This window comes from Streptomyces sp. ST2-7A (genome assembly GCF_021390475.1).
Lineage (GTDB): Bacteria > Actinomycetota > Actinomycetes > Streptomycetales > Streptomycetaceae > Streptomyces.
This window is the reverse complement of sequence record NZ_JAJUWS010000072.1, coordinates 1-12,597: the sequence shown is the minus strand read 5'-3', so window position 1 is coordinate 12,597 and position 12,597 is coordinate 1. Positions and strand designations below refer to the sequence as shown.

4 protein-coding genes and 1 pseudogene are annotated in these 12,597 nt (G+C 74.0%); 2 read left to right on the top strand and 3 right to left on the bottom strand.

Annotated features, from left to right (window positions below):
- The first annotated feature begins 73 nt into the window (after window positions 1–73).
- Window positions 74–4,996 carry an FtsK/SpoIIIE domain-containing protein gene (locus LZF96_RS25975; RefSeq protein WP_233877263.1) on the top strand — a complete coding sequence of 1,641 codons (4,923 nt, stop codon included), beginning with the start codon at window positions 74–76 and terminating at the stop codon, window positions 4,994–4,996.
- A 40-nt stretch (window positions 4,997–5,036) separates the two neighbouring features.
- On the opposite strand, the gene LZF96_RS25970 is transcribed toward LZF96_RS25975, so the two are convergent.
- The 3 genes from LZF96_RS25970 to LZF96_RS25960 all read right to left on the bottom strand — a co-directional run bounded on the left by LZF96_RS25970 (window position 5,037) and on the right by LZF96_RS25960 (window position 6,988).
- On the bottom strand, window positions 5,037–5,390 hold the full coding sequence (locus LZF96_RS25970) for a WXG100 family type VII secretion target (protein WP_233877261.1): 354 nt from the start codon (window positions 5,388–5,390) through the stop codon (window positions 5,037–5,039).
- Window positions 5,391–5,462: 72 nt separating this feature from the next.
- Window positions 5,463–5,771 carry a hypothetical protein gene (locus LZF96_RS25965; protein WP_233877259.1) on the bottom strand — a complete coding sequence of 103 codons (309 nt, stop codon included), beginning with the start codon at window positions 5,769–5,771 and terminating at the stop codon, window positions 5,463–5,465.
- A gap of 131 nt (window positions 5,772–5,902) precedes the next feature.
- Window positions 5,903–6,988, bottom strand: a complete 1,086-nt coding sequence (locus LZF96_RS25960; RefSeq protein WP_233877257.1) for a serine/arginine repetitive matrix protein 2 — start codon at window positions 6,986–6,988, stop codon at window positions 5,903–5,905.
- Window positions 6,989–7,297: 309 nt separating this feature from the next.
- On the opposite strand from LZF96_RS25960, the pseudogene LZF96_RS25955 reads away from it, so the two are divergent.
- Window positions 7,298–12,597, top strand: a pseudogene (locus tag LZF96_RS25955) (hypothetical protein); the annotation flags it as partial.

The following is a 12,597-nucleotide window of genomic DNA, read 5'->3' as shown; positions in this document are numbered from 1 at the left end:
GCCCCGACCGGGGAGCGTCCGGGGCGCACGGGACGCGCACGTCGCTCCCCGTACTCCCCCGACTCCCTTCGGGATGGGCGTCAACGCAGCCGGGCGGGGCCCGGCGGCGGGCCGCCCCCGCACCCCGGACGCCGCACGCACCGCCCACCTCCGTCCACCCGCCGCCCCGCCCCGTCCCACCGGTCGGGCGAACGGCACGACTCCGCTGGACACCACCGTGAAGCTCACCGTCACCACCGCCGAGCCCTCGGGCCGGCGCACGGACCACCTGCTGGACGTCCCCGAGGGCGCCACCGTGGGGGATCTGCTGCCCGCCCTGGTCCGGGCCCCCGACCCGGGGGAGGCCGACGACGCCCCTGCGACCGGGGTATCGACCACCCCCGCCGGCACCACCGGGGAGGCCGCGCCGATCGGGCTCTACCACGGCGCCGACCGACTGGACCCCGATCTCCCGCTGAGCGCCTGCGGCGTGCGCGAGGGGGCGCTGCTGGGCCTGGGCGCACCCCTCCCGGAGGAGTCCGAGCCCGGCCGCCCGGTGCGCTTCCCGCCGCCCGGTGACCCGACCCTGGTGGAGCTGCGGCATGTCTCCGGCCCCGGCGCCGGGCGGGTGTGGCGACTGGGCCCGGGGCGGCACGAGTGGGGCACCGACCGGGGGTGCGCGCTGCGCCCGGACGGCGACCCGGGCGCCGGCGTCCCGGACTCCGGGGTGTGGATCACCGTCGGCGTCGACGGCTCGGTCTCCGTCCTGCTGCCCGGGGACGCCGATCCCGAGCGCTGCGGGCTGCGCAGTCTCACGCCACCGCCGCCCGTGGATCCCGACACCGGCATCCCGCTCACCGACGAGGAGCCCGCCGGCCCCCGGGACGGCGGTCCCGGCGGGCACTCGCCCGAACCGCCGGCGCCCGGCCCCGACGGGCTGCCCGAACCGCCGCCGACCCCGCCCCCCGCCGAACTGCCACGCCCGACCGACGGGTCGGTCGAGTGGCCGGAGTGGGCGGATCTGGCCCTGGGCGACCACCTGTTGCGGCACTGCGCGCCGTTCGAGCCGGACGCGGCGGTCAACCCGTCGGCGGACGGTGTGGCCACGGAGTACAACCGGCCGCCGCGGCTGGCCCCGCACCTGGACGACGAGTCACTGCGGCTGCCCGGCCCGCCGACCGCGCCCCGCGGCCGGGCCTTTCCATTCCTCATGATCATCATGCCGTTGATCATGGGAATGGTGCTGATCAGCCTCTTCCGCAACTTCTTCTTCGTGATCTTCGTCTTCTTCACCCCGCTGATGGCGATCAGCAACTGGGTGATGGCCCGGCGCGGCGGACGGCGGCAGCACGCCGAGAAGCTGCGCCTGTACCGGATCCGCCGGACCTCGCTGGAGCGGGAGATGCGGCGGGCCACCATCACCGAACGCGGTCTGCGCAACCGGGCGTTCCCCGACCCGGCGGCCGTCCTGCTGACCGCCTCCGGGCCCGGTGGTCAACTGTGGGAGCGGCGTCGCCGCGACCCGGACCACCTGGTGTTGCGGCTGGGCACGGTCACCCGGGCCTCGCTCAAGCGGATCGAGGACCAGGCGCGGGACAGCAACCACCGCACCGTGCACTGGCGGCTGGCCGATGTCCCCTACGGCGTCGAGATGACCGAGTGCGGCGTGATCGGCTTCACCGGGCAGGGCGACGGCCCGCGCGCCCTGGCCCGCTGGGCGGTCGCCCAGAGCGCCGTCCTGCACAGCCCACGCGACCTGCGGATCGTCGTCCTGACCACCGACGAGCACGCCGACTCCTGGAGTTGGGTGCGGTGGCTGCCGCACCTGCGCGGCATCGCCCCGCAGGCGGTGGTGGCGCTGGGCAACGACCCGGAGAGCACCGCGCACCGGGTCAACGAACTGCTCTCCCGGCTGCGGGCCCGGGTCCAGGCGTCCTCCTCCGCGCTGGCCAGGACCCTGATGACCGAGCCGGACATCCTGGTCGTGCTCGACGGTGCCCGCCGGCTGCGGGACGTGCCGGGCGTGGTGGAGCTGTTGACCACCGGCCCGGCGGTGCGGATCTTCTCGCTCTGCCTCGACGAGCGGGAGCGGCTGCTGCCCGAGGAGTGCACGGTGGTGGTCTCCGCCGCCGGCAGTCGGCTGACCCTGCGCGCCTCGGGGATACCCGCGGTGGAGGAGATCCGCGCCGACCTGGTCACCCCCGACTGGTGCGAGCGGGTGGCCCGTTCCGTGGCGCCGGTGCGGGACGTGAGCGTGGACGCCGACTCCGGCCTGCCGGCGGACGTGCGGCTGTTGCCGCTGCTGGACCAGGAGCCGCCGGACCCGGCGAAGCTGGTGGAGCTGTGGAACCGCCGGCCGGCCTCCACCTCCTTCACCCTGGGGCGCGGGTACGAGAACCTGCTGCGGCTGGACCTGGTCCGCGACGGGCCGCACGGCCTGGTCGGCGGCACCACCGGCTCCGGCAAGTCCGAACTGCTCCAGACCCTGATCGCCTCCCTGGCGGCGGTCAACCGGCCCGACGAGCTGACCTTCGTACTGGTCGACTACAAGGGCGGCAGCGCCTTCCGGGAGTGCGCCGAACTCCCGCACACCCTGGGGATGATCACCGACCTCGACGGCCACCTGGTGCAGCGCGCACTGGCCTCTCTCGACGCCGAACTGCGCCGCCGCGAAACGGTGTTGGCCGAGGTGGAGGCGAAGGACCACGCCGAGTACCGGGCCAAGCGGGCCCGTGACCCGCGCCTGGCGCCGCTGCCCCGACTGCTCATCGTGATCGACGAGTTCGCCACCCTGGTCCGTGAACTGCCGGGCTTCGTACCCGGCCTGATCAACCTGGCGCAGCGCGGCCGGTCGCTGGGCCTGCACCTGCTGCTGGCCACCCAGCGCCCGGCCGGCTCGGTGAACAACGAGATCAAGGCCAACACCAACCTGCGGATCGCGCTGCGGGTCACCGACCGGGCGGAGAGCCAGGACATCATCGACTCCCCGGACGCCGTCACCATCTCCCCGCACACCCCCGGCCGGGCGCTGGTGCGGCGCGGCGGCGGCACCCCCACGGCCTTCCAGACCGCCTGGGTGGGCGCCGAACGTCCCGGCGCCGTGGCGGAGGAGGACGGGACCGACGACACCCGGCCGGCCGGGCCCGCCCGGCCGGTGCGCGCCGCCGAGTTGACCTGGCAGGGGCTGGGCCGCCCGGTCGTGACCGGCGAGGAGGAGGACGAGGGCGAGACGGTGACCGAGGAGCGGCCCACCGACCTCGGCGCCCTGGTGTCCGCGCTGCGACAGGCCGCCGACCTGCTGCCGGACCTCGCCCCGGGCGTCCGACCGTGGCTGCCCGCCCTGCCCGAGCACCTCACCCTCCGGGACCTCCCCCCGACGCCCCCCACCCCACCCGCCCCTCCGGGGCGGCTGCCGGCGGTGCCCTACGCGCTGTACGACGTGCCGCAGCGGCAGGAACGCCGGCTGGGCGTCATCGACTTCGCCGAGTTCGGCCACCTGTACGTGATCGGTACCCCCCGCTCGGGCCGCACCCAGGTGCTGCGCACCGTCGCCGGTTCGATCGCGAGGACGCTGACCAGCGAGCAGGTGCACCTGTACTGCGTGGACTCCTCCGGGGGCGGCCTGGCGGCGCTGTCCGGCCTGCCGCACTGCGGCGCGGTGGTCTCCCGGCACGACACCGAGCGCCTGGAACGCCTGCTCCAGCGGCTCTCCAAGGAGCTGACCCGGCGCCAGCGGCTGCTCTCCGAGCACGACTGCGCGAGCTGGACCGAGCTGCGCGGCAAGCTGTCGCGCGCCCGTCGCCCGGCCCACCTGATGCTGCTGATCGACGGCTGGGACTCGCTCAGCGGCCTGCTCGACGACTACGACGGCGGCCGGCTGTACGGCGAGGTCGTGCGGCTGCTGCGGGAGGGCGCGGCGGTCGGCGTGCACGTGATCGCCACCTCGGAGCGGCTGCTGCTGGCCGGCAGGCTGGGAGCGCACAACGACAAGCGGCTGCTGCTGCGCCAGGCGGAGGCCGGCGACTACTTCCACGTGGGGCTCAGCCGCGACCGGCTCCCCTCCCACGTCCCGGAGGGACGCGCCTGGCACGCGCCGTCCGGGCTGGAGACGCAGGTCGCGCTGCTGCCCGGCGCCGACGACGACACGGCCGACACCAAGGACACCGGGGACACCGGGGACACGGCCGACACCCGGGGCGCGCGGGGCGGGTCGGGCACCGGCTCCGTGCCCGACCAGGCGGACGCCCTGCGGCGGATCGCCCGGGAGGCGGCGAAGCGCGACAGCGGTGTCCCCGCCGACCGGCGCCCCTTCCCGATCGCCGAACTGCCCGGTTCGCTCACCTTCCAGCAGGCGGCCGAGCGGTTGCCCGGGGAGAGCGGGCGCCCGCTGTGGGCCCTGGTGGGGCTCGGCGGCGACGACGCCGGTCCGATCGGCTTCGACTTCGCCGCCGAGGGCGGCGCCTTCGTGGTGGCCGGCCCGCCGCGCAGCGGTCGCAGCACGGCCCTCGCCTCGATGGCGGTCTCCCTGCTGATGGGCGGCACCTCGCTGGTGGTGCTCGCCCCGCGCGAGTCGCAGCTGCGCCGGCTGGCGGCACACGACCTGGCCCGGGTGCTGACCGACGCCGACCCCTCGGCCGTGGACGTGGAGGCGGCCCTGGAGGCCACCGGCGGCCGGCCGACGGTACTCATCGTCGACGACGCGGAACTCCTGGCGAACTGCGCGGCCGACAAGGTGCTGCGCCGGGTGCTCGCCTCCGGGCGGGACCGGGGGCAGGGTCTCCTGGTGGCCGCCACCGCCGAGTCCACGAGCGCCCTGGGCTGGTTGGGGCAGATGCGGCGGGTCCGCCGAGGGCTGCTCACCTCCCCGAAGTCCGTCGTCGAGGGCGAGCTGATCGGCTGCCGGATGTCGAGCGAGCAGGTGCGGATGGCGTTGCCGCCCGGGCGGGGATGGACCGCCGGCCCGAGCGGGGGCCCGATGGCGGTGCAGGTGCCGCTCACCGTGCTCGGCGAGGGGTGAGACCCCGGACCCCCGTCCACGCGACGCGGCGGACGGGTGACTACGCGTTGGCCTCGGCCTCGGCGGCCTCCGCCCGGCTCTGCTCCAGGGAGGAACGGATGTCGTTCGCCATGTCGGAGTCGGAGTTCTGGAGTTCCGTGGAGATCTCCTGGAACAACTTGGCGTACTCGCCGATGTTGTTGGCCGAGGTCTCCATCTGGGTGGTGAAGAACTCGTACGCCTCCTTGAGCGCCTCACTGGCCTGCTCGAAGACCAGACCGTTCTGCAGCAGCCCCTCGACGGTGGTCTTGAGCTCGGTCAGCTCGGTGGCGATGTCCGAGAGCTTGGTGCCCATCGTGCCTGCGGTGGCCTCGATGGTCGAGTAATCGATACTGATGTTGGCGTCGCTGGCCATGATTCCTCCGTGGGACGGTGCGGGATGGTGCGCGGGGGCCCGGGGACGGGGACGGTGGGGTGACGGAGGGGCTCAGCGCCCGCTGCTCTTGACCTTCTCGGCCATGTCGGCGTCCATCTCCTGCATGGACTCCTTGATGGCCCGGAACTGGTCGGCGTAGTCGATGATGCTCTGCGTCGCGTTCTTCAGCGACGTGGTGAAGGTCTGGTACTGCGCCTGGAGGGCGGGGCTGGCCTCCACGAAGACCAGGCCGGTCTCCAGCAGCGCGTCCACCTCCTGCTGGGCCTCGTTCATCCGGGGCACCAGGGTCTCCTCGACACTGGTGTTGAGGACGTTGCAGACACGGTCGATCTCGTCGTAGTTCAGGCTGATGTTGGCCACGGGGCCGTCCTTTCGCCGTTGGGTGGGGTGCCGGCCGCGAGGGCCGGGGGTTCGGGTGCCGGGGGTTCGGGTGCCGGCCGCGAGGGGGCGGCCGGTTCGGGTGCCGGGGCTCGGGTGCCGGGCCTCGCCGGTTACTTCTCCTCCCACGAGGCGCGGGGACCGGAGCGGGTGTACTCGGTGGTCTTGCCGTCCTCGGTGATGGTCATCGTTCCGGAGCCGTCGTCGGCCAGGACGACCTCGGTGGTGGAGACGACCTCGCCGTCCTCGTCGGTGGTGGTGACGGTGTAGTCCTGGAAGGCGGCGAAGCGCTCCAGCCCGTTGGAGTCCTCACCGGTCGAGACCGTCCGGGGATCACCGGTGTAGACGGTCTCGGAGGTGGTGGTCGTCCCGTCCGCGTAGGTGGTCGTCGTGGTCTGGTCGCGGAAGGTGTAGCCGCGGCCGTTGTCGTCCTCCACGGTGTGGACCGTGCCGTCGTAGACCGTCTCCGAGACGAACTTCTGACCGTCGGTGGTGGTGACGGTCGAGGTCTCCTTGACGATCTCGTTGTTGTCGTCCAACTCCAACTCGACGACCGTGGTACCCGACTCGTCGGTGTACTCCCACCGGGTGGGCGGGGTCTCCGAGGGCTTCTCCGGCGCCTCCCCGGGGTTCTCCGGTGGGCGTTCGCCGTCTCCCGCGCGGGCGGCGTCCATGTCCTCCCGCCACTGCTCGCAGTAGCCGGGCGGGTCGTCCACCGAACACGCCTCGTGGAGGGAGAAGTCGGGGTCCGCCGCGTCCCCATCGGGGACACCGATGGACTCCAGGTAGTCCCCCCAGGCCGTGTTGTCCCTCTCCCACTGCTCGTACGCCTCGGTATCGGCACGCCAGTTGTCGAGGTTCCCGGCGGCCTTGGAGGCCCCGGCGCTCTGGGCGAGTTGGGAGTCGACGTTGAAGAAGCCGTCGGCGACGCCGCCGAAGAGGTTGCCCAACTCCTCCAGGCCGTCCTTGGCCTCCTTCACCCGGGTTCGCGACATCGTGTAGAAGAGGTTGAAGGCCGACGAGAGCCCGTCGTGGCCCAGGGCGGCCTTCCGTTCCCCGGCGTTGGCCTCCCCCAGGTCGCGGTAGTCCCCGCTGGCGCCGCCGCTGCCCGCCGTCTCGGCCAGCTCGATCATGTTCTCCCGGACCTGGTGCAGGACCGAGTAGTCGATGGAGAAGTCGGCGGGAAGGTCGTCGGCCATGCTGCCCCTTCTCCGGTTCCTCCCGGTGGGACCGGGTCGAACCGCGTGTGAGCCGGACGTGCGGTGTGCGGGCGGCGGGTCCGCCGGCTCCGCCCGCGGTCGCGCCCACCCCTACCACGCACCGGAACCGCCCCGGGTTCAGATCGGATCGGGGTGAACCATCGGGGCCCGCGAAACGTGGACATGACGGAGGGTCCGCCGTCGCCCCCTCCGCATCCGCCTCACCCCGCTCCGTCCCGGCCCGATCGGCTGCCGGAGGGGCCCGCCGGCGCCCGTCGATCGCGCCGCCCGCCGAGAGGAGAGAGACCCGTGCCCCGTCCCACCGACTGGAGCGTGCTCGGCCTCTCGAACGACCCCACTCCCGGCGACGCGCCCCGCCTGGAGCGCGTCATCGCCTCCCAGAAGGAGCTGGTCGAACTCGCGGGAGTGGTGGACGACGGTCTGAAGAACGTCCGTGACACCACCGACGGCGCCTTCGTCGGCAAGACCGCCGACGCGCTGCGCGAGGTGATCGACAACAAACTGCGGAAGTTCGTGGAGACCTTCGCCGAGGCCCACCGGAACGCCGGGAACGCGCTCACCACCTATCACGGCGTGATGGTCGAGGAGCAGCGCAAGGCGGACGCCGCCCTGGAGTCCGCCCGCGGCCTGGGCGACGACGACGAGGCGGAGGCCGAACGCAGCAGGCTCCGCGGGGAGGCCGAGGAGGCGGGGAACCGGCAGCGCGAGGCCGGCGACGAGGCCGCCCGGGTGCTGCGCTCCGCCGCCTCGAGCATCTCCTCACCGGTGGACGCCTGCGAGGAGATCTGGAAGGCCCTCCAGTGGCTGGCCATCATCCTGATCATCCCGGCCATCCTCGTCGGCGGCCCCCTCGCCCTGTTCACCATCGCGCTGAACGCCGCCATCCTCATCAAGACCGCGATCGACTTCTCACAGGGCAAGGCGGGCGTCGCCGACCTGGTCTTCGCGATCCTGGGCATCATCGCGCCCAGCACCCGGGCCCTGAACGTCGGCAAGGTGTGGGCCGGGCTGCGCGGTGGGTTCAGCACCACCAAGGACTTCTTCAAGCTGGGCCCGAACGTCTTCACCTCGCTGCGCCTGAGCGGGGCCTTCGGCGGCGGGACCCGCGTCACGACGCTGTGGCTCCGCAACGCCTCGGGCATCATGACGCCGGTGCGGATCAACGCACCCGTGCTGGGGGGCATCCAGGCGAGCGTCCTGCGCGGGGTCGGCTTGGCCGGTTACACCGCGATCCGGATGGGCGTGGGGCTGGTGCGATTCACCCCGGGCGCCTTCCGGGCCGGCGTCCACGGCATCACCAAGTTCCGCTTCATCAGCTTCTTCCTGCCCGTCGCCCGGGAGGAGATGCGCTTCGGCATGGGCCTGGCCTTCCGGATCGGCTTCATCGACCGCGGCCTGTTCGGCAAGCACATCTACGGTTTCTCCCCGACCGTGACCGCGGGCATCCGGGGCGGCGCCGGCGCGGCGTCGGGCATCGGATCGGGCGTCATGGTCCTCTCCCGCCCGGGCGGCGCGGGTTTCGGCGCCGGCGGGTTCGGCGTGCCGACCCCGGGGATGGGCGGCATGGGCGGGTTCACCGCCCCGAACATCTCCGCCGTGGGCGCGGGTGTCGCCGACCTTCGGGTGATGCCGCCGATCGGAGTGCCGGTCCGGCCGGGTGGCATCTCCCCCGGTGGCCCCGCCGGTCCCGTCGTTCCGAGCATCGTCACGCCGGGATCGCTCACCCCGCCCGGCGGCCTCTCCGGAATCGGCGGGCTCGGCCCGGGCGGGCTCGCCCCCGGTGGCCTCGGCTCGGTGAACCTCGGACAGATCTCGCTCAGCCCGCTGTCGGTGCTGCGCACCCCGATGGGCGGCATCGACATGCCGCCCATGTCGGCGCGGATCGCCGACCTGCCGTCCATCGGCACCGTGCAACCGCCGCAGTTGGGGTCGATGTCCTCGATGACCGGGATGGGTGGCATCACCATCGGCTCACCCGGCTCCGTGAACCTCGGCGCCCTCGCCCCGACACCGGCCCCGGTGGCGGTGAACAACGCCGTCACCGCGCCGACGGTGACCGCCCCGAGCGTGTCCGCGCCGCAACTGGGGTCGATCGCCGCACCCGCCCCCGTCTCACCGGGCGCGGTCTCGCTCGGCGCGGTGAACCCGGGAACGGTGAGCCCGGGCGGGTTGAACCCCGGCAGCGTCTCCCTCGGCGGCGTCAACGCCGGGGGCATCAACCCCGGCGGTCTGAACCCCGGCGGTCTCAATCCGGGAACCGTGTCCCTCGGAGGTGTCAACGCGGGGGCGATCAACACCGCAGGACTCAACGTCGGGGGCCTCAACGCCGGAGGCATGTCCCTCGGCGGCATCAACCCCGGCAACCTCAACCCCGCAGGACTCAACGTCGGGGGCCTCAACGCCGGAGGCATGTCCCTCGGCGGCATCAACCCCGGCGGCCTCACCCCGGGCGGCGTCTCCGTCGGCGGCGTCTCCGTCGGCGGCGTCAACGCCGGTGTACCGGGTTCCGGGGTGACCGCGCCCGGTGCCGGGGCCCCGAACCTCGGCGCCCCGGGCACCGTCGGTCACATCCCGGCGAGCCTGTCCGGCGTCTCCGCTCTGCCCACGCCCCAGATACAGGGCATCCAGGGAATCACCTCACTCGGCGGGATCACACCTCCCGGCCAGGTCGGCGTCTCCGTGCCCGGCTCGGTGGCCGGTGCCGGGTCGTCCTCCGCTCCGACCCAGCACCTGCTGAACGTGCCCTCCCTCTCCCAGACATCGCTCGGACAGACCCCGGCACTGCCCTCGATCACGGCGCGGATCGTGGACCTGCCCGGCACCGGGCTCGGTGGATCACCCACCTCCCTCGGGTCGATCACCGCCGCCGGTGCCGTGTCCCCCGGCAACCTCGCTCCCCCGCCGGGCGCCGTCATCAGTCCCGGCTCCGTGCCGACCCCCGGCGCCCTCACCCCCGGCACCCTCACCCCCGGTACGGTCACCCCCGGTACGGTCACCCCCGGTACGGTCACGCCCCCGCCGGCCCATGCTCCCGGTGGCCTCTCCAACATGGCTCCCGCGCCGGCGGTCCCCTCCCTCGGCACCGTCACCCCCGGCGGCGCCGGCTCGGCCATCGGGCCGGTCCGCGCCGAGGCCGGCCTCCAGGCGCCCTCCGTGGACGGCAGGATCGCGGACCTGCCCGGCACCGGGCTCGGCAACTCGTCCGCCACCCCCGGCCCGGTCACCGCCGCCGGTGCCGTGTCCCCCGGCAACCTCACTCCCCCGCCGGGTGGCGTCTTCGGCCCCGACGGGATCTCGGTGGCGAACATCCCCACCCCGCAGCTCAACGGCGTCGCCAGCCCCGGTTCCCTAGGCGCCGGGGGCACGATCACCCCGGCCACCGTCACCCCCGGCGCCGTCACACCGGGCACGATCACCCCGGCCACCATCACCCCCGGCGCCGTCACACCGGGCACGCTCCCGAACGGTTCGATCTCCCCCGCCCCCGCTCCCGCTCCCGCTCCCGGCGCCGCCGGGTCGTCCGTCGGGCCGGTCCGCGCCGAGGGCGGTCTCCAGGCACCCTCCGTGGACGGCAGGATCGCGGACCTCCCGGCCCCCCGGAGCGCGGAACCCGTCGCGATCGGCGCCCCCGGCTCGCCCGGCGGCGTCTCCGGGTCCCTGCCCGCCCCCACCGGGAACACCCTGCCCGAGGGATACGTCAACCCCGCCCACATCCCGGTGGTCTCCACCACCGGGACGGCCCCCCTGCCACCGGCCGGCGTTCGGCCCGAGGGCACCGCCGCCGTCTCCTCCGCGGCCCCCGCCCCGGTCGCGCCGAGGCCGGAGACCCCCACCGCGCACGCGCCGGTGACCCCGCGCCCGGAGACCCCCGTGGCGCACACCCCCGTCGCTCCGCGACCGGCCGCCGACGGCGTCGCTCCCCCCGGCCCGCCGGCGCGCCTCGACGATCCGCCGTCCGCCCTGGTCCCGCGTGGAGAGGGCGCCCCGGACGACCTGGCGCTCTCACCGCCCCCCAAGTCCTCCGGCGACAAGGACGCCGTCAACGCCCTCGCGGCCCTCAACCGTCTGTTCGGCCACGACCCCGCCTGGCACCGCCTGCTGATGCAGCGGATGGGCATCGACCAGGGCGTGCAGGTCTTCATGATGCGCGGCGCGGTGCCCACCCCGGCGAGCGGTACCCCGGCGATCCAACCCTTCGATTTCACGGTTCCCGGTGGCACCGGCAGCCGGGTGACCTTCGACGGCACCACCCCCACCGTGACGCAGGGCACCAACGGCCGGGAGGTGCGGGTCGAGGTGGGCACCGGCGGCAACCCCGTGGTGCGGATCACCGAGGACCTCGGGCCGAACGCGACCCGGCAGTGGACCATCGCCCCCGACGGCAACCCCATCGGCACCGGCGTGCAGCGCGTGACGCTGAACGACGGCGGCGCGACCCCGACGCAGATCACCCTGCGCCTGGACGGCTCGGGCGCGCCCGAACGGGTGACCCACGCGGGCGGCGGGGGCGTCACCACCGGGAACGTCTCGCTCCTGCCCGGTGGCACCGAGCTGCGGATCACCGACCCCGCCACCAACAACTTCACCCTCCACACCACCACCGGTGACCTGCGGTACAGCGCCACCTCGCTACAGCCGCACAGCCCCACCGGCGGCCCCGCCCACCCCCTGGCGAACCACTACCTCACCACCACCCCCGGCGGAGACGTCGGCCTGCTCCGTGCCGGTCCCGACCCCGACCACCCCGGCGTCACCGTCTTCGGGGCCGTGGACGGCGCCACGGTCACCCCGCAGACCGGCGCGGTGGACCTGCGAGTGGCGGGCACCGGGACCGGCACCGGCGACGCGCTGCGCGTGCGCCACGGTGACCACGACCTGATCGTCGCCCCGAACGGCACGCACACCCACGACGTCACCGCCCTCCACGGCCTCGACGGCCGGCCGATCCCCCACGTCCACCTGTTCACCACCACCTCGGCCTCCGGTGCCGCGCCCGGCACCGTGTCACTCCGCACCGACCTCGGCGCCCCCGCTCCGAACGCCGCCCAACTCCCCACCGGTCACTGGCACGTCACCGACACCACCACCGGCGACTTCACCCTCCACACCACCGGCGGCGACCTCGACTACCACGCCCTCTCCCTGCGCAACCCCGATGGCGGTCCCGCCCACCCCCTGGCGAACCACTACCTCACCACCACCCCCGACGGGAACCTCGGCCTGATCCGCACCGATGGAGCCCCGGTACCGACCCTCACCCCGCAGCCGGGCACCATCGCGCCCCAAACCGCCATGGGCCCCGGCGTCACGCGGATCGACGCCGGCGGCCACCACCTGGTGGTCGACGGCAACGGCCGACACATCCACGACGCCATCACCCTGCGCGACGCCAACGGGGCACCCACCGGAACACACCTGTTCACCCCACCGAACGCCGCCGGCACGGTCACGACCGCCATCGCCCGGAGCGACCTCGGCGCCCCGGTGCCGAACACCACCGTCACCCGGGTGGACGGCCACTGGCACGTCACCGACACCACCACCGGCGACTTCACCCGCCACACCGACACCGGCGCCCTGGAGTACCG

Excerpts from the sequence above, each read along its gene's own strand:
- LZF96_RS25975 (WP_233877263.1), top strand. The coding sequence starts at position 74 with ATGGGCGTCAACGCAGCCGGGCGGGGCCCGGCGGCGGGCCGCCCCCGC.
- LZF96_RS25970 (WP_233877261.1), bottom strand. The coding sequence starts at position 5,390 with ATGGCCAGCGACGCCAACATCAGTATCGATTACTCGACCATCGAGGCC.
- LZF96_RS25960 (WP_233877257.1), bottom strand. The coding sequence starts at position 6,988 with ATGGCCGACGACCTTCCCGCCGACTTCTCCATCGACTACTCGGTCCTG.